The sequence below is a fragment of the Anabaena sp. CCY 0017 genome (assembly GCF_963920885.1).
GTDB lineage: Bacteria > Cyanobacteriota > Cyanobacteriia > Cyanobacteriales > Nostocaceae > Nodularia.
Window position 1 is genome coordinate 26,846 of sequence record NZ_CAWUDG010000031.1, and the last position, 19,626, is coordinate 46,471.

19 protein-coding genes are annotated in these 19,626 nt (G+C 42.1%); 8 read left to right on the forward strand and 11 right to left on the reverse strand.

Features of this window, described 5'->3' with window-relative positions; genetic code table 11:
• Positions 1–416: 416 nt before the first annotated feature.
• On the forward strand, positions 417–1,034 hold the full coding sequence (locus ACM0OW_RS22865; protein ID WP_414552636.1) for a GNAT family N-acetyltransferase: 618 nt from the start codon (positions 417–419) through the stop codon (positions 1,032–1,034).
• Between the two features lie 414 nt (positions 1,035–1,448).
• Positions 1,449–1,979, forward strand: a complete 531-nt coding sequence (locus ACM0OW_RS22870; protein ID WP_414552665.1) for a hypothetical protein — start codon at positions 1,449–1,451, stop codon at positions 1,977–1,979.
• Here the strand turns inward: ACM0OW_RS22870 and ACM0OW_RS22875 are convergent, their stop codons facing one another.
• Positions 1,980–3,128: a histidinol-phosphate transaminase gene (locus ACM0OW_RS22875; protein WP_414552667.1), complete on the reverse strand. Its 1,149-nt coding sequence runs from the start codon at positions 3,126–3,128 to the stop codon at positions 1,980–1,982.
• Positions 3,129–3,195: 67 nt separating this feature from the next.
• Positions 3,196–3,843, reverse strand: a complete 648-nt coding sequence (locus ACM0OW_RS22880) for a YqiA/YcfP family alpha/beta fold hydrolase (RefSeq protein ID WP_414552637.1) — start codon at positions 3,841–3,843, stop codon at positions 3,196–3,198.
• A 358-nt stretch (positions 3,844–4,201) separates the two neighbouring features.
• Here ACM0OW_RS22880 and ACM0OW_RS22885 point away from each other — a divergent pair, with 358 nt between their 5' ends.
• Positions 4,202–4,402 (forward strand): hypothetical protein, encoded by a 201-nt coding sequence (locus ACM0OW_RS22885; RefSeq protein WP_414552639.1) that lies wholly within the window; start codon positions 4,202–4,204, stop codon positions 4,400–4,402.
• Between the two features lie 82 nt (positions 4,403–4,484).
• Here ACM0OW_RS22885 and ACM0OW_RS22890 read toward each other — a convergent pair whose 3' ends face one another.
• The 4 genes from ACM0OW_RS22890 to pap all read right to left on the reverse strand — a co-directional run bounded on the left by ACM0OW_RS22890 (position 4,485) and on the right by pap (position 8,290).
• A complete protein-coding gene (locus ACM0OW_RS22890) occupies positions 4,485–4,721 on the reverse strand; it encodes a hypothetical protein (RefSeq protein WP_414552640.1) in 237 nt (78 codons plus the stop codon).
• Between the two features lie 348 nt (positions 4,722–5,069).
• Entirely contained in the window at positions 5,070–5,504 is a 435-nt protein-coding gene (locus tag ACM0OW_RS22895; protein WP_414552642.1) for a response regulator, read from the reverse strand.
• Between the two features lie 144 nt (positions 5,505–5,648).
• Positions 5,649–6,371, reverse strand: coding sequence for a Crp/Fnr family transcriptional regulator (locus ACM0OW_RS22900; RefSeq protein ID WP_414552643.1), 723 nt, complete (start codon positions 6,369–6,371; stop codon positions 5,649–5,651).
• A gap of 410 nt (positions 6,372–6,781) precedes the next feature.
• A complete protein-coding gene (gene pap / locus ACM0OW_RS22905; RefSeq protein ID WP_414552645.1) occupies positions 6,782–8,290 on the reverse strand; it encodes a polyphosphate:AMP phosphotransferase in 1,509 nt (502 codons plus the stop codon).
• A 307-nt stretch (positions 8,291–8,597) separates the two neighbouring features.
• Between pap and ACM0OW_RS22910 the strand changes: the two genes are divergently transcribed.
• A complete protein-coding gene (locus ACM0OW_RS22910; protein ID WP_414552647.1) occupies positions 8,598–9,392 on the forward strand; it encodes a pentapeptide repeat-containing protein in 795 nt (264 codons plus the stop codon).
• Positions 9,393–9,459: 67 nt separating this feature from the next.
• On the opposite strand, the gene ACM0OW_RS22915 is transcribed toward ACM0OW_RS22910, so the two are convergent.
• A complete protein-coding gene (locus tag ACM0OW_RS22915) occupies positions 9,460–10,740 on the reverse strand; it encodes a hypothetical protein (protein ID WP_414552648.1) in 1,281 nt (426 codons plus the stop codon).
• Between the two features lie 232 nt (positions 10,741–10,972).
• A complete protein-coding gene (gene mnmG / locus ACM0OW_RS22920; RefSeq protein ID WP_414552650.1) occupies positions 10,973–12,895 on the reverse strand; it encodes a tRNA uridine-5-carboxymethylaminomethyl(34) synthesis enzyme MnmG in 1,923 nt (640 codons plus the stop codon).
• A 183-nt stretch (positions 12,896–13,078) separates the two neighbouring features.
• Here mnmG and ACM0OW_RS22925 point away from each other — a divergent pair, with 183 nt between their 5' ends.
• Together ACM0OW_RS22925 and ACM0OW_RS22930 are read left to right on the forward strand one after the other, a co-directional pair.
• Complete coding sequence (locus ACM0OW_RS22925) at positions 13,079–13,654, forward strand: TIGR04376 family protein (RefSeq protein WP_414552652.1); 576 nt, start codon at positions 13,079–13,081, stop codon at positions 13,652–13,654.
• 575 nt (positions 13,655–14,229) lie between these two features.
• Entirely contained in the window at positions 14,230–14,805 is a 576-nt protein-coding gene (locus ACM0OW_RS22930) for an ABC transporter permease (protein ID WP_414552654.1), read from the forward strand.
• 14 nt (positions 14,806–14,819) lie between these two features.
• Here the strand turns inward: ACM0OW_RS22930 and ACM0OW_RS22935 are convergent, their stop codons facing one another.
• Together ACM0OW_RS22935 and acsF are read right to left on the reverse strand one after the other, a co-directional pair.
• Positions 14,820–16,223, reverse strand: coding sequence for a collagen-like protein (locus ACM0OW_RS22935; RefSeq protein WP_414552655.1), 1,404 nt, complete (start codon positions 16,221–16,223; stop codon positions 14,820–14,822).
• Positions 16,224–16,561: 338 nt separating this feature from the next.
• Positions 16,562–17,638: a magnesium-protoporphyrin IX monomethyl ester (oxidative) cyclase gene (gene acsF / locus ACM0OW_RS22940; RefSeq protein ID WP_414552657.1), complete on the reverse strand. Its 1,077-nt coding sequence runs from the start codon at positions 17,636–17,638 to the stop codon at positions 16,562–16,564.
• Between the two features lie 516 nt (positions 17,639–18,154).
• Here acsF and ACM0OW_RS22945 point away from each other — a divergent pair.
• Positions 18,155–18,655 carry a TM2 domain-containing protein gene (locus ACM0OW_RS22945; protein ID WP_414552659.1) on the forward strand — a complete coding sequence of 167 codons (501 nt, stop codon included), beginning with the start codon at positions 18,155–18,157 and terminating at the stop codon, positions 18,653–18,655.
• Here the strand turns inward: ACM0OW_RS22945 and ACM0OW_RS22950 are convergent.
• A complete protein-coding gene (locus tag ACM0OW_RS22950; protein WP_414552661.1) occupies positions 18,652–19,281 on the reverse strand; it encodes a DUF2996 domain-containing protein in 630 nt (209 codons plus the stop codon). The two genes, ACM0OW_RS22945 and ACM0OW_RS22950, sit on opposite strands and share 4 nt — an antisense overlap.
• A 110-nt stretch (positions 19,282–19,391) precedes the next feature.
• Between ACM0OW_RS22950 and ACM0OW_RS22955 the strand changes: the two genes are divergently transcribed.
• Positions 19,392–19,529: a type II toxin-antitoxin system HicB family antitoxin gene (locus tag ACM0OW_RS22955; RefSeq protein WP_414552663.1), complete on the forward strand. Its 138-nt coding sequence runs from the start codon at positions 19,392–19,394 to the stop codon at positions 19,527–19,529.
• Positions 19,530–19,626: the final 97 nt, after the last annotated feature.

Consider the following 19,626-nt stretch of genomic DNA (forward strand, 5'->3'; position numbering starts at 1 on the left):
TCTATAAATAGCCTTATTGATCCTTACCTCTGGGCAGATGTGTGAGGCGGATGCCTTAACTACAAGCTATGCTAGCGTAATTTCACCCAAAAAAATTCCGTTACCAAAATTGTTACGAGTGTTCTGCCACTTTGGCATTCCTTTATGATGGTACTTAGTTAAGCTCCTCACACTACACCAAAAGCCGTGCAACATAATGTTGTACGGCTTTTTATTTTTTAACGTGTTGCGGAAGTCCCCACTCGGCGAGTAGGCCGAGAGTGAAGACTTTCGCGTTTGGTTAAATAACCCGTATTAAGTTAGAATTTCAATGCCAACTCAGTTATTTAGATCAATTTTCAAATTTCACACAGCTTTTACCGTGTTTTAGGATATTTGAGAAATTTCCCTTTAATTAAATCAATACTAAACTAGCCTTGACATCCTGGTTCTTTGATCCTTACTACCATCAGCCAGTCATATCTGCCACAGAACAAGCTTCTTGGCAATTCCAAATTCGTGTGGCTACACTTGATGATTTGACTGGTATCGCCCACATTATTGCCGAAAGCTTTCATGGACATGATGGTTTCTGGGGATGGGCTTTTCCGATATTACGTCTGGGTATTTACGAAGACCTCAAACATCGCTTGTCATCAGCTGCACCCCATCATATTTGTTTGGTTGCGATTGACACTACTGCTACTTCCACTCATAACTTAGTTGGAACCGTGGAATTGGGTGTGCGTTTCAGTGATTCTTGGATACAGGCGGGTAGTAGCTGTCCTTATCTTTCTAATTTAGCGGTTCACCCCCAATATCGGAGGCATGGTGTTGCTTCGGAGTTGCTGATGAGTTGTGAAAGATTTTCTCATGAGTGGGGGTTTCAAGACTTATACCTCCATGTTTTGGAAAATAACCATCACGCACGACAACTATATTTTAAGTTGGGATATAAGGTACATAAATTAGAATCTAATAATTGGAATACATTTTTCCTCAGACGCTCCCGGCAAATTTTATTGCATAAACAGCTAAATAATCCAAGTCAATAGAAATTTATCCCAATATGTCTATTTTGATTAAGCATAATATTATGTTGTGTAAATGAGATGGCACAACTAAACAGCAAATTTTTCAATCCATATAATAAAGTCCATGATCAAACAACCGTAAAATTACGCTTAATCAAATTTCCATACCTCATACTAATTTGGTATTGAAAAATTCATCTTTATCGAAACTTTAAAAAAGTTTAGTTAATTTTTGACGACAAATGCAACTAAATCCCCTAGAATGTGATTAATTATTGACTAATCAAATTCTGTTTTTGATATTTTAGTTAAATAAAACAGTAAGCTTTTGTTATCAAGAAATTTTAAAAAAAAATCCCCAGTCCGATGGCAGTTCAACTAAGTCCCTGCTTGAATCACATCAGACTACCCACTTATCTGCAAGTTCGAGAAAACATGGATAGCGAAAGCTACCGACGCTATCAAGCTGCTATGGTATCAACCTTTTACCCTGAAACTATTCTCCTGGACCATTCTGTGATGACAGATGGAACTGAGCAGTCATACGCCTCGAATATCCTGACACTTCTGCACAGTGGAAAAACTTTAGTTGTCAATAGTCGTAAGCGCAATGGTTTAATACTCTTTAAGCGCTATCATGCAGAATTTGCCGGGCCTGGCGCTGCCGTTGGCGGGAGTTATGATACTGATTGTGAGATGGTACTACCCATCGGGAATTTGTCTTTATTAACTCCCGAATCTCATGAGGAGCGTCAAAAGGCGTATCTAATTAGGCGACAGTGGATTCGGTTAATCAAGCAAATTACAGAAAACCCTCTTCCCCAACAGCGAGTCCAGAAAATTTTAGATCAATTTGAACAATATTTTCCCCTCCCAGTGGTGGCTCAAATGCCTGATATTGTCTTTGCCCTGTTAGTGGGAGTGTTGCCACAAACGGTTGCTGTAGTCCGCCGTTTGGGCAATTAGTTACAATTTCAGATTTGCCAATGCAGCTTTTATTCTACTAATGGTGCGGGCATTTTCGTCGGATGTGCCAATAGTAATTCGCAATCCTCCGCTAATTTCGCGGACAAGAGTGCCATTCACCTTGAGTGTTTGGTGAAGAGTTTTTAAGGTAGCATTTTCTGTGTCAGAGTTATTGGCTTGGAGACGCAGGAAAATAAAGTTAGCCGCACTTTTGCTGATTTTTAAGGCTGGATGTGGGGATAAAAGTTCTATGAGTTTATCTCGCTCATCTAACGTTGGGGGAATTGCTGCGAGTAGAAGGTGGCTATTTTGCATCGCAGCTAAGGCCGCAGCAATGGAAAAGCTAGGAAGATTATAAGGTAAGCGGACTTTTTCTAAAATTGCGATCGCCTGTGGATGAGCGACACAATAACCCACTCGGAGTGCTGCTAACCGGAAGGCTTTAGAAAAAGTTCTTAGCACTATCCAGTTAGAACGCTGTGCTAATTCACTAACTAAGGTAGTCTGGCTAAATTCAAAGTAAGCTTCATCAATTACCACCAAAATTTGCTCACCCAAACTTCTTAACCATGACAATTCAGCCGCAGTTAAACCATTTCCAGTCGGAGAATTAGGATGCACTACAAAAACTACCCGAATCGGCGGATTTTGAGTTTCTTCAATGGCAGATTGGGCAGATTTTAAGTCAATTTCAAAATTATCGGGATTTCTGTCCACCGTCACCACAGGAATACCCAACGTTTTGGCTAAAATTCCATACATGGAAAAAGTCGGATTGGCGACTAAAACTGAGCCTTCTCCTCTCAGACAGGTGGCGATCAATAATGAACGAATTAGTTCATCTGAACCATTACCTACAGAAATATTAGCAGCAGTAAATACAGATGAAGTCAGGGAAGCTGAATCATTGACATATTTAGCGATCGCTTCCTTGAGTGTCTCATGTCCACCGTCAGGATAACGATTTGTTTCAATTACTTGCTGATATGTCCAAGCCAGTTTTTCTTTTAATTCTGGTGGCAAATCATGAGGACTTTCGTTAGTATCCAGCCGATCCAACTGCACAGGAATCGCTGCGGCTGTATCACTGCTGGGGTGGGGTTTATAAGCGGTAAATTGGGCTAAATCTGACCTGATAAAAGGAAGCATAGTTTTGGTCATTAGTCATTAGTTATTAGTCAGCGACAATTGACACGCGACTAAGGTGTTAGTTATTTTAGCTTGTTTGCTGGAACTGACAGAATCGGTGAATTGCTTGCCAAATTTCTGCCATGACGTTGCCTAAGCCGTGATCGCTGTCAAGTTCTATTAATTCTACCCAAGGACGTAACCGCGCAAATTCCCGACTGGCTGTAATCGGAATTACTTGGTCTTGTTTGCCATGCAATATCAGTGTGGGTATGGGGCGTTGTAGTATTTCTTCTGAGTATTGCTCTGTATCTGTAACAAAATTATAACTGAGGGGAAGTGATCGCCCTTGCCCATAGTGGTGAATCATTAAATATTTTTCTTGTTGCCAACGCTGGATTTCTTTGTCTCCTAGCTTAGTTAACCAATGGGATAAAAACCCAAAAGCTGGTGCGAGTAAAACCAGGCGTTGCACTTGTGGATATTGTTGGGCGAGATAGGCAGATGTTAAACCGCCTAAGCTAGAACCAATCAGGGTTACAGGCGTGGAATCATCAGGAAATTCGGCGGCAACTTGAGTGATCTGCCGAGTTATAGTCAATTGGGAAAAATCGCCAGCATTCAAATCGGGAATTTTCAGCTTTGTCTGTATTTGGGCAAAGCGCTCGCTCATGTCTTGTGCTTTGGCAGATTTTGGGCTGGAGGCAAAACCGTGCAGATAAATGTAGTGGTTCACAATTGCAAAGGTTTACAACTAGATTGGGAATCCAAATAATGGTTATTAACAACACATCAATAATTCTTAGTTCTTCATTTTATCTTGATAAAGATATCAGTGATTATACTGCTACTGATTCAACTGCCATCATAGGGATATTTTTGAACACAGAGATCATGTCTGGAACATTCCCTCTGGAGTGGCTGTACGGATATGTTTTTGAACCTCTGATAAATAAATGTAATTCTAAGTAAGTAAGACAGAACAATCCTTTGGAGAGAGGAATTAATCAGCCATGATCAGAGTTTTGATAGATGAATTTATACTTATGAGTCGCTTAAAATAATTGCAACAATTAAATCATAGGACTGCAATTATGCCAGAAGAGCAAAAACAAAAATCTAATTCTAAAGAAACTACTCCCACCGCTTCTGGTGGCTATCAAACTCCCCTGGAAGCTGACATCCGCAAGACTGGTAATCCTGTTGAAAGTGAGGCTAAAGGCAGCGCTAAACCTGAAGCACCAGGAGAAGATACTGTTGCAGGTAGTCCCAATCAGGGAACTGAATCGCGTTAAATTCTTGGAATTGGGCGATTTTTAGTTGAAAGGCGATCGCCTGATTCCTTACCCTTCAAGTGCGATCGCCTTTGTCAGCACCTTAAATTACAGCTGCTTCGCGTTGGCAATCAAAAATCACCATGAACGAAGCATCAGGCGTTATTTGCATTAAATGTTGCATATAACCATCTGCATCAGAACGAGTCCGGAAACGAGCCACAATCTCCCGTTGTGCATCAGGAAGTAAACGAGCGATCGCCCAAGAATTCAGACGTGCTTTGTAGGCGACTGCCTGAGTTGCTGAATTGGCAGCTTTGTGGTCAGTATTTTGTGGCATGATTTATCGGAATTACGTGATTTTTTGTTAAGAGATTTACTGAGTTTGGTGGCAGGGGTGAGCTAAGACATTTTTTTATGTGCTGCCACCTTGTTATTTCATTATTCCGAAATTGTCAAGACTGTTCGCTACATTTTAGACCGACTAAGTTAAAATTTATTCCTAGCCATAAACTTCAAAGCTTTAGTTTGCAAATCTGCAAAGAATAAAATTGAATTTATGACAAGATTTCCCTTTGTGCTACTTTTATTACTGCGTATAAGTAGCTCCAGTCAACATAGTTACAGTTAAATCATGTCTCAAAAAATACTAATCATTTAGAAATTTCTGAGAGCGATCGCGCCAGTATTAACTTCTCATTTCGCCTGCCAAACAAACTGCTGACTTGCATCCACTCAAATTAGCAACCTCATAGACTAATTCATCTAAGTTTATTGGCTTACATAAGTGCGATTGAAACCCGGAAGCAAATGCATATATGCGGTCTTCTTCCCTAGTATATCCTGTTAACGCAATAGCGGGAATCTGTTTTCCTTGCTCTGCCATCAAACCTCTAATTTTTGCCAGCAAAGAGTAGCCATCTTCATCCGGTAGAGATATATCACTAATTAAAATGTCAGGTTTAAATTGAGATATTAATTTTATAGCCTCACTTGCCGAAGCTACAGTTATTACCTTAGCTCCTTCCAATTCAAATAGTATTTTTAAAATTTGTCTTGTGTCAACGTCATCATCAATAACCAGCAAGCGTAGACCTTCAACTGAAATGGATTGAGTATACATTAAATCTTACCCTCGTGTAGTAATAACACCCTGAGTAGCAACATCATTCAATTGCACAACAATTTATAGGTTACACAAATTTAAGTTTAACTGTCTGTCCGGTGTCGCACATAAAAACCGCAAAATATTTATTAGTCTCAGCGATCAGAATCCTTTGCCCAATAGTCGATCAAACTCATCTTTCATGACCTGATAACACTCACAAGAAGTAGCTTCTAAAGCTTTACGATCCTGGATGCTAATATTACCACGGCTATAGTGAATAATTCCGTCCTGGCTCAGAGCTTTAGCTGCCACTGTCACACCAGAACGGCGTACCCCTAGCATCTGGGCAATAAATTCTTGCGTCAGTGGAAAATCATCTGATTCCATGCGGTCAGAGACAGTTAGTAGCCAACGAGCGAGGCGCTGCTCCAGGCTATGGAGACGATTGCAAGCAGCTCCTTGAGAAACTTGGGTGTATAAAGTTTGGAAGTAACGCAGTAGAAGATTTTGCAATACTCCTCCCCGGTCAAATTCACTTTTTAATATATCTGCTTTCATTCGCAAACCACCGTCGGGGACTTGCACAATTGCTTTAGTCGTTGATTGGTTGCCTCCCAAAATTATCGGGATGCCCACCATACCTTCGTTGCTGACTATACCGACCTCCACTGAAGATCCATTTTCCATAGTAGTGATTAAAGAAACTACTGCCTTATGGGGAAAATAAACATCTGTAATCGGTTCTTCTGGCTCTATTAAAACTTTTTCAAAAGTTAGTTCAAGAGGCTCTAAGTGAGGAATAATTCGCTCATATTCATCATCAGGTAAAGCAGCAAGGAGATGATTTTTTTTCGTCTCCAGGGAATGATTATCTATTGACATTAGAAATATCCTGTATATAGGAACTTTAGAAAAAGCAACTCAATTCATAAGGAGAGCAATTAAGGAATATATTCCTAACGTCAAACAGATGTATTTTCTAAAGTAGATTTTATTGCAGCAATATCTTATCTGAAAATATAGCAAAGTCCAGAGTAGGGAGTGCTGAGTAGAAACCAAGTAGGGGCGGGTTGACAGATATGCTCGATTACTAATAATAATTTTAATCAAACCGCCCCTACATCACAGCTTTACAGATATGCTCAATTACTAATAGTAATTTTAATCAAACCGCCCCTACATCACAGCTTTCAGGAATCAACAACGTCCTAACCTCCTTGGCGGTTGCTATATCTCTATTATAGTTACCCAATTGTCAAATTCACGGGTTTAAAAATCATCCTGGATTTTAGCTACTTACTGTGCTTACGGCGTTTTAATTCCGCCTCAATGGCTTCCACAACAGTTTCAATGACTTTGACTCTGGCATAGTATTTGTCATTAGCAGCAACAATTGTCCAAGGAGCCGTGGGGGTAGTGGTGCGCTGAATGGCCTGATTTACGGCGACATCGTAATGACTCCACTTTTCGCGATTACGCCAGTCGTCATCGGTGAGTTTATACTGCTTAAAGGGATCATTTTGGCGATCTGTAAAGCGCTGTAGTTGTTCCTCTGGGCTAATGTGTAGCCAAAACTTCACTAAAACATAGCCTGCACTGGTTAACTGAGCCTCAAATTCATTAATTTCTCGGTAAGCTCTGCGCCACTCGATTTCCGAAGCAAAGCCTTCCACACGCTCCACTAACACCCGTCCATACCAGGAACGGTCAAAAATGCCAATTATCCCAGCCGTGGGTAATCTTCGCCAAAATCGCCAGAGATAATGATGAATTTTTTCTTCATCTGTGGGAGCAGCAAAGGGGTGAACAAAGTAACTCCGAGGATCGAGAATATCGGTCAGCCGCTTAATAGCCCCACCTTTACCTGCTGCATCCCAGCCCTCAAACATCACCAGGACAGGAATTTGATGCTTATGGATGCTTAATTGTAACTTGCGTAGTTTTATCTGTTCGTTGGCTAATTGCTCTTCGTATTCGTTTTCTGAAAGACTCAAGTTCAAATCAGTTTGCGCCAGTAAGTCTGACTCCGTGGTTTCTAATTCCGTCTGTGGAGGTAACTCGGTCGCCGGAAGCTGAATTTTCAGCCGATCTAAAGCAGCAGTCAAAGTGGTAGCCAGGTGGGTTAGTACCTTCACCTGCGCCCAACGTTCCGAGTCAGCCTCAACTAAAGTCCAAGGTGCAACGCCGGTACTAGTTTGCACCAGCATCTCTTCAGCATAAGTGGCGTAACGGTCATAGTGTTTTGCTTGCTTCCAGTCTGCTTTTCGCACCCGCCAAGCAGTTAATTCATCTTTGGCGTAGTCTTTTAAGCGACTTTTTAATTCTTTACGACTCAGATGTAACCAAAATTTAGCGATCGCAGCTCCATCATCCACCATTTGGCGCTCAAAGGAATTAATTTGCCCCATTAATTTCAGGACTGTGGGAACTTGGTCGGTTCCGACTCGCTCAAATAAGCGTTCTTCTAAAACATGAGTATACCAACTGTGATAGAAAAAACTGATATGACCTTGGGCGGGGATTTTTTCCCAAAATCGCCAGAGGAAGGGGTATTTGCGTTCTTCTTCGGTCGGTGGCCAAATCGGATATACCTTAAATCCGCGCGGGTCCATGTAAGAAACCATTTGCTTCACCAGTGCGCCCTTACCAGAAGCAGCCCATCCTTCCAAGACCACAATTACAGGTAATTTTTTATCCCTACAGGCATTTTGCAGTTCCCGCAGTTGATGCATCAGCCTATCAATTTCTGACTTATAGGTGGCTTTATCTAAAGAAAGTGTTAAATCCAGTGTATCCAGCATAGAAACTTTTTTATCTCCGTATTGCTGAATTATGGCATCATACTCATATTTATGGTTTTAAGAACACAAACAACAAATAAAGATCCCCGACTTCTTCAAGAAGTCGGGGATCTGAGCCTCTCAATGTTTTCACTTGTAGAGTATTTGCAGGTAGAATCTGGAAACAAAAATTTCTAGGATAAAAAACCAAATATTGCCCTAAAAACCGAAAAAAATACATATTAAAGATGTATCAGAATATCGATCACCTGTAAAAACTCCGTCGGCGCTCCTTCAAATACGAATTACAAATTACGAATTATTAATTATGCACCAGAATTTCTCCGGTAAAAATCTCCGTGGGCGCTCCTTTAAAGGTCAAAACCTTGAGGGGTCAGACTTTAGCTATGCAGATATCAGAGGGGCAAACTTTACTGGAGCTAATCTTCAGAATGCCAACTTTAGCCATGCTCAATGCGGACTACAAAAACGTTGGGCGATTTTTCTAGTCAGTGTTTCGTGGTTTTTCTCTGCAATTTACGGATCTTTCTCCGCCTTCACTGGATACTTAATATCTTTGATATTTGACAGTTCAACCATAGAAAGTCAGGTTACAGGTTGGACTGCCTTAATAGTAGTCATTATGGTTTTCATAGTTATGGTTGTGCAAAGAGTAAACTCCGCTATCGCCTTAGCCATCGCCATCGTGGGAGCCATCGCCATTGCTTTTACCATCGCCGGAACCCGAAATATCGCCATCGCCTTAGCCATCGCCATAGTGGGAGACATCGCCTTCGGGGGAGCCTTTGCCTTCGCCATCGTCTTCACCGGAACCGGAGCCATTGTCATCGCCATCGCGGGAGCCATAGCCATAGCCGGAACTTTATTTAGCGCTTACATTGCTTGGCGAGCTATGAAAGACGATGAAAAGTACTCTTTGATTCAAGAAAGTGCTGTTGCGTTTGCTGCTTTTGGTGGTACAAGCTTTCGTTGTGCTGATTTAACAGATGCTAATTTCACACAAGCGACACTTAAAAATACAGATTTGAGAAAAGCGACTCTGATTCGTACCTGTTTCCATAAAACCAGAAAACTCAATTGGTCGTCATTCGTGAGAGTTTAAGGTCATATTGTCAAGTATGAAAGTAGAATCCCCACTCAGCACTCAGCACTCAGCACTTAGCACTGTATTATAACTTCTGCCCCGCAAAGATTGACCGCACTTCGCCATTGCGACGTACTATCGCTTCACCGTTGGCAACATCGACTAAAGTCCAACCACTAGCACCGATGCTTTCTCCAATATGTACCCGGCGGGTTACGCCTTCAAATTCAAATAAGGCCGCAGATTTCTCACCTAACTGTAGTAATCCCGCTAAAGTATGGGTAGCGGTTATTACAGAAGCAGGTTGTAAATATGCTTGCTGTTGAGTATCTGCTACCGGTGATGGTGGCCGCACTGGTACAGCAGGTGTTCCAGGCTGAGGCGCAGATGGCGATCGCACTTTAATGGGTGCGCTCTGCACAGGGACAGGTTTGAGTTCTGGGCGCACAGCAGCAGCTACCATATTGGCATTTGCAGTCTTGGCTAGTGGTTGCACAGCTGTATTTGCATTAGATGGAGATGCCGGAGCGCTGGGAGTAGGTGGTGGCGCATAACGCATTGGTGATGGCGCTTGATAAACTGGAATGTAAATGCGCTCGACAACACTGGTAGAACGGTTAGCAATAGGTGGTGTGTTGTTAGCCGCTACTGGTGGTGCTAAATCACCAATTACAGATGAGTTAGAAACTCCCCGATTATTGATTCCAGAATTACTAGATGAAGCTCCTTGCTTCTCAATAATCGTCAGCGCTCCCAGCATATAATTAACTAATTCTGTCTGAGCATCTACCTTGGGAGGTAATTGTGTCTGCTCCTGGGATAGATAAATATCTGGTTCAGTCAATCTGGAAGTGATCAAAGTCAGCAATCCAGACTGCACTAGATATATTGTACCTGCGATCGCTACGCCGATAGTTGTGCCGGCAATTAGTAGTGTTCGCGGATTCAGCCGAGTTTTCTGGTGCTTACTAATTGCCCCAGATTTATTAACTACGACTGTACCAACTTGCTCGTTCCTCACTTGAGAAACTGTTTTTCCTGTCCGGGCGAGAGAGTTGTGTAAAGCAATCTGCGGCACATTAATTGTTTGCAGATGATCATATTCTGAAGTCACTGGTGTACTAGATTGACCTGAATGGTGAAAGTAATTGTGTGCCGAGGTGTCTTCTACAGAACGTGGTGTACGACTGCCATGCCTTAAAGTCTGGGAAGGCAGATTCCCACTCACATCCAAAATATCGTCAATATCGGCAAAGAGTTCATCCATCAAGCCATCAGCATAAAAATCTATCGACCACGGCTCGTTGGTGATTAAGTCTTCTGATGGTTCTGGAATAATGAGATGGGTTCTGGCTGCTTGTAACATAAGGCATTTTGGGTTGTGGTTGCCAGGACGGGCAACGCCGCCCCTATTCCCTGGAAATCAGGATTCTTGCACCAAGTCTTCAAGCTATCGTCAAAATTAGACGAATTGGTTGCTTGGTCGTATTAAATTCAACTTTAATCTGAAGACTGCTGATGATGCCATTACTTAATTCATGTCACCTATCATACTACTTACTTCACCTCTACTATACTCAACCTTCATGAACTTTAAATTAAGCTAATGCCGGAAACTCAGACTGGTTATGGATTTTACGCAATTCTAAATATATTAATAAAGCGTTAATATCCGCCGGATTCACCCCGCCAGTGCGTGCTGCTTGACCGAGAGTCAGGGGTTTCACTTTACTCAGTTTTTCGCGTGCTTCTTTAGAAAGAGTCTCTATTGTGTTGTAGTCCAAGTCCGCAGGTAGTTGGCGGTGGGCTTGACGGGCAATTTGTTCAATTTGATTTTGTTGTCTAGCCAAGTAGCCAGAATACTTGATGTCAATTTCTGCACCTTCTTTTTCCGCTTGCTTGAGGGTGGGGTTGCCCAATCCGTAGCTGTCGAGGTCAACGTAATGAAAACCCGGACGGCGAAGTAATTCCGCTAAGGTAATTGAACCTTTAATTGTTTGTTGGGATACAGAAGCGATCGCCTGACCAATTTCATCATGTTCTTTGATTCTGGTAACAGATAGTCGGGCTTTTTCTGCGGTAATCTGTGCTTGTTTGGTCGTAAACAAATTCCATCGGCGGTCATCAATCAAGCCGATTTCCCTTCCTAGAGGTGTTAGCCGTTGGTCAGCATTATCAGAACGCAGGAGTAATCGATATTCAGACCTGCTAGTAAGCATTCGGTAAGGTTCCCGTAAATCTTTGGTACACAAGTCATCCACCAGCGTGCCAATATAACTGTGTTCACGGGGAAAAACAATCATTTCTTCACCACGCACCAACCGCGCCGCATTAATTCCCGCCACAATTCCTTGAGCTGCGGCTTCTTCATAGCCAGTTGTACCGTTAATTTGTCCCGCACAGAATAAACCAGAAATTTTCTTAGTCATCAACGTGGGATAACACTGAGTAGCTGGTAAATAGTCATATTCCACAGCATAGGCTGGACGCAGCATCGTACAGTTTTCTAAACCAGGGAGACTGCGTAACATCTGCAATTGCAAAGTTTCCGGCAACCCTGTAGAAAATCCTTGGATATATAATTCGGGAATATCTCGTCCTTCTGGTTCAATAAATATTTGGTGGCTTTCTTTATCAGCAAAGCGCACAATCTTATCTTCAATGCTAGGACAATAGCGAGGCCCCTTAGCTTCCACCCAACCACCATAAACCGGTGATAAATGTAAATTCTCCCGAATTAGCCGATGAGTTTCCGCCGTCGTGCGGGTGATATAGCAAGGAATTTGTTCTTTTTCTACCCACACATCCGGGTCAAAACTAAACCAGCGTACTTCTTCATCCCCTGGCTGGATAATCATTTTGCTGTAGTCAACTGACCGCTTATCTACCCGTGCTGGCGTACCAGTTTTTAACCTGCCGGTTTCAAAGCCCAAGCGATTTAAAGTTTGTGTCAAACCCTCAGCCGCAAATTCCCCAGCCCTTCCAGCTGGCATAGATTTTTTGCCGACCCAAATTTTGCCACCCAAAAAAGTACCTGTGGTCAAGATTACCGCTTTACAGCCGAAAGCCACACCAAAGTAAGTCTCAACACCAATCACTTCATCGTTAGCATCCAGCACCAAGTCTGTAGCCATTGCTTCGCGAATGCTCAGATTTTCTTGGTTTTCGACAATAGTTTTCATAACTGCGGCATATTCACGCTTATCACTTTGGGCGCGTAATGCCCACACCGCAGGCCCTCTTGAAGAGTTGAGGATGCGCTTTTGGAGGTAAGTCCGGTCTGCCACTTTGCCAATTTCCCCACCCAGTGCATCCACCTCATGAGTCAACTGAGATTTAGCCGGTCCACCCACTGCGGGGTTACAGGGTTGCCAAGCAATTTTATCTAAATTGAGTGTTAGTAGCAGAGTCCGACAACCGAGGCGGGCAGATGCAAGAGCTGCTTCGCAACCGGAGTGACCTGCACCGACGACAATGACATCAAAAGCGTCTTGAAATTCAACGGAATTGTGCATGGTCATACTTACAGGACGAGCAAGTTTAAAGTTATTAATTATTTTAACCGATTCACTGGTTTAATTTGAGATACATAGCACAAATGACCTCAATACCTGCACACAGATATTACTACAGTTCAGTTTCGCCATAGGATAATAATCACTACAATAACAATAGTCACACACTCAACTTGTGGAGTTCTTTCCGTGGGCTTATTTGATGATTTAAGTAAATTTCTAGAACATCGTTTAGAAGAATTCTTGCGTAATAATCCACATTTGGAGTTAGGTGCGCTATTAGAACAGCTGCGGCAGCAAGAGGAAGATACTTTAAAGTTGATTGCAGAGTTAAAATTACAGGAAAAGCGATCGCAAGACGAAATTCTCTCCACTGCACAAGAAATTCAGCGTTGGCATATCCGAGTTCAAAAGGCCAAAAATGCTGGTAAACAGGATTTAGCCGCCGCCGCCCAGGATCGAGAAGCCGCCCTATTGCGCGAAGGAAACCAGCGTTGGGGACAAATGCAGGGGTTAAAAGAACGTATAGCCCAATCTCAAGAACTACTGGGAAAAATTCAAGTGCGGCGACAGGAAGTACAAGCCAAAGCCACAGAAGCCCAAACAGCCCGCGCTCAAACTCAAACTCAGCAACGCATAGAAACAGATGGTTGGTGGAATCCCACAAGCAGTTACACCAGTGGCTTGGATGATTTAGAAGAAAAGTTTCGCCGTTGGGAAACTCAAGATGAGTTGGAACAAATGAAACGTAACTTGGGAAAATGATTTTGTTTTAGTTATCAGTGAACCGATTAATGTTCACTGATAATTTTTTAATCTCTGGTATTAAATTATATTGAAATTATTTGTAATATTAATTTTTGGCGTTGCGGATGATGAACATTATGAATATGAAATATGGAAATTTTCTTTACTTTTTTAAATCAGCTTTTCTTTACTGATAAATTTAATATATAGCAACCCGATTTGATGATTGAATAAATCTAAGTAAAGTATATGTAGGGTGTGTTATGGCTTTAGCCTAACGCACCGTCTTCTGGGTCTTGGTGCTGTACACTCCTCGATAACACACCCTACGTGTGTTTTATAAATCAAAGATGAGTCCTATATAGCAACCGCCAAGGAGGTTAGGACATTGTTTATTGCCGAAAGCCTTGATGTAGGGGCGGGTTTACAGATATGCTCAATTACTAATAATAATTTTAATAAACCCGCCCTTACTTGGTTTCTCGTCAGCACTTTGCTATCAGCAGACTTTAATATCATTTGACTGTTTGTAAGTTTGCTATTTTTTGTGATTGCCGCAGTATTTTCTAGCCGTTACTAATAAGCACTGAGGCATGGAATCTAGTATATTTTTAGATGTTTTAGCTAGTCTGCAAAAATTGTTTGTAGGTTACATCCCAGCCGCAGCTTTAGGTAGTTTTTTAGGATATTTGATCGGGATAAATACCCCCATATATCAAATATTAAAGCGGTTATTTCAGATACCACATAGTATCCCTCCAATAGCCTTGCTACCTATTGCCCTCGTAGTCTTTGGAGATAACAGTGAACCAGCAACTGTGGTCATTGTTTTTTTTGGCACTCTCTGGTCGATGATTATTCATAGTGCCATCGGTATGCAACATTTTCGCAGACAAAGAAACAATTTTCGAGCCGCTATATTTCATCTATTTCATGCTTTGAAGGTTGGGATTTGGATAGCATGGTTTACAGTGATTGCTACCGAAATGTTGATTGGACCCAAAGGATTAGGATTTGTGATTTGGACTGCTTATAAAGCTGGCAACGCTAATTACATGATTGAAGTGGTACTTTACATTGGGATTATTGGTTTGTTGCTGGATCAGTTTTTAGATTTTACCGGAAATCTCCTATCGCAGATGGTTTCAGAAAGCAAAAAACCCTCTTAAATTTTTGGTAGATATTATCTGGTATTGCGGATAGCACCCCGCCAGTTAATTGTTTGTTTTGCAGAACGTTCTCCCAAGGTGCGAGTCACCACTACTTCAATATCAACGTTTACCCCAGGGCGTAGGGCATCTTTAGGAATTTTTAGCTGGCCTAAAGCTAAGATAAAACGGTTATGGTCACGGGTGATAAGTTGATTGGGAATATCTCCTTCGTATACGGTTTTGTAATTGGATGACTGACTAAATCTATCTTGCGCCCGGAATCTCACCTGGAATTGAGTTTTAATTACTGCTGATTTTGCTGCTAAATCGACAATGTTTAATTTGAGGTTTTTCCCAGATTCGGCAAACTCTGCTACTGCTAATCGCGTCGCATCTTTTTGGGAAATGGCATGATTAACAGTAAATGTAGTTAAATTAGCTTCAGTTTTAGAACTACCTTCAACCCATAAATCATCCGCAAAGGTAACTTCTACTTGTTCGCTGTCAGTTAAAATGGCATTGACAGATTGATTGTTAAAGTTAGCGATTGGTTCTTGTGTTTGCCAAATTAATTGAAAACTTTTTTCTAGGCGCTGTGCAAATTCCCGGTACTCATCCGCAATCACAGAACCAGGCGCAAGTAGAGAATTTGCTCCCTGGCGGAGGTTCCACTTATTTTTAGAAAGGTTGAATTTTTGACCTATCAGTTGAGAGATTGGTAATTTTAAAGTGGGATTATCGGCGGCTAAGGATTCTTTGCTGTTAATAATACTCAACCTTCCTAAGCGCCCTCTACTACCATTTCTGCCATTGTTACCATTACTCCCAGTCCTGCCGTCATAACACCTGTAACGCCGCTTCGTACATTTATAATCAGGTTTACCACGGGTTCCGGTGCAAGTTTCTATCTCCCAACTTCGTCTACGACATCTACAACCATACGCACCGCTACCACCCCTACCACCTCGTCCACCCTCTCCTGGGTTGGTATCGGCAAAAATTTTCTGCAAGTCTGCTAGTTCAGTGTAATGGACTGTGAGCGAGCCACCATTGCCGCCATCGCCTCCTCTACCACCATTTCCGCCTGTACCGCCACTGGGTGCGTGAATATCATGGTGGAAGTCTTCACGTTGATGATAGCAGTCAGGTCTATAACCACGTCTGCCATTTTCACCATCTTCGCCATTTTCACCTGACAGGTCAAGTTTTACTGATGAACCATCAACAAATATAGTCTGATTCTGACCGTCTCGACCATTTCTACCAGAGCGTCCTTCTGCACCTCTACTTCCGTATCTGCTATGGTTTCTACTGACTGTATCGTATTTGTCATGGGCAACTGCTGGACATAAGACTGAGCCAGAAGCGGGTAAAAAACTAGTAAATAGGCTGAATATTACTAAAAGTGGCAGCTTACGCCTAAAACTTTTGTGCATCAGGGTAAACCTAAATTGTGTCAATCAGTTTTGACGCTAAAGTTCTTAATTTTGCTCCCAATTTATACAGGGGAATGAGGATTAATAAAATATAGAACCTCACCCCCAGCCCCTCTCCTTCTCCCAAAGGGAGACGCTACGCGAAAGCAAGGAAAGGGGAGACTTTGGCACAACTCAAAGGCGGGATGAGATAAAAAAAGTGGCTCTGTTATATACAGAACCACTCACGCTTGCAAAAAATTATTTGTCTATCCTAGTACAGCACGGCGTAAATCAGGCACTATTCCAAGTCAATAAAAAGTCTATAGAATAAAATTTTTGATTTCCGCCTTGCGGTGCTAGCGAACTCCGCCATGAGTTGCAACAGTATCAATTGGTTTCATTAAGTACAACCGCAGGAACTGCCAAGCATGAGAGAGATAAATTGGCGCTTTTTGGAAGAATTGGAAGAATTTGGGGGTTTTAGAGTTGCCGATCGCAGCCAATTTTTCGTTATTCTGAATACAGGTATCTAAACGTTGATAAAATTCTGGATTTTCTACATCCAGCATCAAAGGAAAGACTCTACCAGCATTTTCATTGGTCTTTTTAATTACGTGAATGTCGTATTCTCGCGCATCTAGTCCAATGGCAGCATAAAAATCTTTACGCTGGATGTCATTAAGATACATAGTTGCAAACACTGACAAGAGGAAGAAGCGACTCCACAGCTTGGCTTTCCAATCATTCAACATTTGTGGCTGGGATCTCATAATCGCGTCAAAGAAATCTCCATGACGGTTTTCATCCTGACACCAGTTTTCAAAGAATCGGAAAATTGGGTAAATTCTATCTTGAGGATTTGCTTCTAAATGACGATAAATGGTGATGTAGCGCCAATAACCAATTTTTTCTGAAAGATAAGTCGCGTAGAATATGAATTTTGGCTTAAAGAAGGTATAGGAGCGACTCTTGGTCAAAAAGCCTAAATCTAGCGACAGATTGAAGTCTGACATCGCTTTGTTCAAAAAGCCTGCATGACGAGCTTCATCTCGTGACATGAGGTTGAAGCACTCAGCTAATACTGGGCTGTTTCCCTTCAAACGGCGGCCAAGTTCTTTATATAGCAAAAATCCTGAAAATTCGGCTGTGCAAGAACGTTCGAGGAATTCTACAAATAATTGGCGAGTTTCTCCGTCAATGTGATCCCAGGATTGCTCAAACTCGGCATCTCTGACGAAGTGATGGCGGTTGTAGTCAACACGGAACTCTTCGAGAATGGCTTGTAACTCGTCTTCGTTGACGGATATATCCATCCGTGCCATTTCGTCAAAGTCAGTGGTGTAAAACCGGGGTGTTAACAGGGTTTCTTTCGCCGGGGCTTTCACCCCTGGCCGCATTTCTTCAAAGCCTGGTTTTTTGAGGGAATCTACCATGTCTTAATTGCTCTTTTGTCTTTATGATCTTGATTACACCAACAGAGCTAATACCAGTTCGTTGTCTAAAACCTCAGACTCGATCAGGGTTTCCCCATGATTATATCTATGGCATCCTGTTTACCAACGGGTATCAGGGTTATGCTCTGACAAGGCGCAGGAGACGAGAATAATTTATTTGTATAAAACTCAGTCTACCAATATGCAGCCTAGAATTTAGTATAGAAAAAGTTAAGAGTTGCAACAATATCTCAACGCCCAAGGAACCAAAAATCCAGAATCCCTAGTCAGATCAAGAATCATGTCTATCCCAGTGAATAAGTTTGTTAGAGTCTGGTTAGCGGTCAATATTCACAAAATACTCCTATTTATGTAATTGATTGTGGTTTTTATTACAATAGAAGCAAGTGATTTTTCATAATTAAATTGCTCTGGCTGACCACGCTGATTTACCAGAAAATAGCATCAATAATCCATCTTCAACAACAAGAGAAAATCCAAAGGGTTGATAATAAGATGAATCCTGACAACAAGCAGCACAAAGACCGTCTTCTTGTTTCTTATATTTTGAGTGGAGCGTTTTTTTTCGTCGGATTAGGAGGGCTACATCGTTTATACAATGGCAAAATAGGCACTGGACTTTTGTGGTTGTTTACTTTTGGTATGTTTGGGATAGGACAGTGTGTGGATTTGTTACTAATCCCGAATATGGTTGATGAATACGAAGGAAACCTCAGAATTAAAGCTGGTTTATCTCCCTTGGGTGTGCCTGTAAATCAACCTGCGATCGCTTCCCAAGTCTACCGCCCAACTGGTAACGAACTGATGATGGAATTGCTGCAAGCGGCAGAACGAAAGGGTGGTATTTTGACTGTAACTCAAGGTGTGAGTGCCACAGGCGCAAGCTTTGCGGAAGTGGAAGCTATACTCAAAGAAATGTTGAAATCAGGTTATGTAAGAATAGACAACGACCCCATTACTGGAGCCGTTATTTACTGCTTTGATGAACTTAACTAATTTCTACCTAGCCACTTTTGACCATTCAAACGCTGCACTAAACCAAATACTAAAAGGTCTAGTGTAATTCGGCGCTCATCAATTAAGAATGACTCAAGTGTGCTAGGCTTTTTACCTTCGTTACAAGAAAAGCCCTTTTGACCAGTAATACTTTCATCTGGGAAGTACAAGTTAAACTGGCGTTGACCACTTTGCCAACTACCGATGACTTGCCAGCATTCTTCAGCTGACTGAAAACCAGCGATGGGAAGTTTCTGTTTCGCAAAAGCCAGCTGCAAATCTTCCACACCTTGATCCGCGATCGCCTTTTGTAAAGTTGGCAAGTAGTGTTGCTCCATAAACTCTACAAACGGCTTATCTTCTACCGCAGGGGGTTTTTCCTTTTTTGCGGCTTTGGCTGCGGCTGGGGGCTTTTCTGCCTTGGGTGGTGCAGTTTTTGTCGTAGCGGCGTTGGGGTTAACTTCTGGGTTGGCTGCTTTGGGGTCTGGCGCGTTGGCAGTAGGGATATCTGTTGCTACTGGTTCGTCAGTACTGGGAACATTTACTTCAGCGACAGTGGGAGCCTGTTTGTCAACAGTGCTGGGAGCCACTTCTCCCGCTTGATTGTGATTTTTTTCTTCTGCCATTGCTCAGGTCAATCCTTTGTCTAGCTTTGGGAGCGATTTTACCTTCATTTTGACATAGGAGCGCTTGGCGATCGCTGTAAACTAGAAAGTGTAACTAAAACTTCCATCCCATGAAGCCTTTGCAAGTCTACACCATTGTGATTCGTCCCGATGACAATGGTACATTTGTGGCTTATGTCCCATCAGTCACCCTTGGGCAGAAACACCAGATACAGCACGTACCGAACTTGTTTATGTGTCTGAAATGATTCAGGAAGAATACAAACATACATAAAGTCATTAGTCCTGAGTCATTGGTGTCAACTTAATGGTACAGCCTCCCAAATTTGCTCTCTGATTTGTTGT

Bases quoted from the DNA above. Each gene is read 5' to 3' on its own strand.
- ACM0OW_RS22870 (WP_414552665.1), top strand. From the start codon at position 1,449: ATGGATAGCGAAAGCTACCGACGCTATCAAGCTGCTATGGTATCAACC.
- ACM0OW_RS22875 (WP_414552667.1), bottom strand. From the start codon at position 3,128: ATGCTTCCTTTTATCAGGTCAGATTTAGCCCAATTTACCGCTTATAAA.
- ACM0OW_RS22885 (WP_414552639.1), top strand. From the start codon at position 4,202: ATGCCAGAAGAGCAAAAACAAAAATCTAATTCTAAAGAAACTACTCCC.
- ACM0OW_RS22890 (WP_414552640.1), bottom strand. From the start codon at position 4,721: ATGCCACAAAATACTGACCACAAAGCTGCCAATTCAGCAACTCAGGCA.
- ACM0OW_RS22895 (WP_414552642.1), bottom strand. From the start codon at position 5,504: ATGTATACTCAATCCATTTCAGTTGAAGGTCTACGCTTGCTGGTTATT.
- ACM0OW_RS22900 (WP_414552643.1), bottom strand. From the start codon at position 6,371: ATGTCAATAGATAATCATTCCCTGGAGACGAAAAAAAATCATCTCCTT.
- pap (WP_414552645.1), bottom strand. From the start codon at position 8,290: ATGCTGGATACACTGGATTTAACACTTTCTTTAGATAAAGCCACCTAT.
- ACM0OW_RS22910 (WP_414552647.1), top strand. From the start codon at position 8,598: ATGCACCAGAATTTCTCCGGTAAAAATCTCCGTGGGCGCTCCTTTAAA.
- ACM0OW_RS22915 (WP_414552648.1), bottom strand. From the start codon at position 10,740: ATGTTACAAGCAGCCAGAACCCATCTCATTATTCCAGAACCATCAGAA.
- mnmG (WP_414552650.1), bottom strand. From the start codon at position 12,895: ATGACCATGCACAATTCCGTTGAATTTCAAGACGCTTTTGATGTCATT.
- ACM0OW_RS22930 (WP_414552654.1), top strand. From the start codon at position 14,230: ATGGAATCTAGTATATTTTTAGATGTTTTAGCTAGTCTGCAAAAATTG.
- ACM0OW_RS22935 (WP_414552655.1), bottom strand. From the start codon at position 16,223: ATGCACAAAAGTTTTAGGCGTAAGCTGCCACTTTTAGTAATATTCAGC.
- acsF (WP_414552657.1), bottom strand. From the start codon at position 17,638: ATGGTAGATTCCCTCAAAAAACCAGGCTTTGAAGAAATGCGGCCAGGG.
- ACM0OW_RS22945 (WP_414552659.1), top strand. From the start codon at position 18,155: ATGAATCCTGACAACAAGCAGCACAAAGACCGTCTTCTTGTTTCTTAT.
- ACM0OW_RS22950 (WP_414552661.1), bottom strand. From the start codon at position 19,281: ATGGCAGAAGAAAAAAATCACAATCAAGCGGGAGAAGTGGCTCCCAGC.
- ACM0OW_RS22955 (WP_414552663.1), top strand. From the start codon at position 19,392: ATGAAGCCTTTGCAAGTCTACACCATTGTGATTCGTCCCGATGACAAT.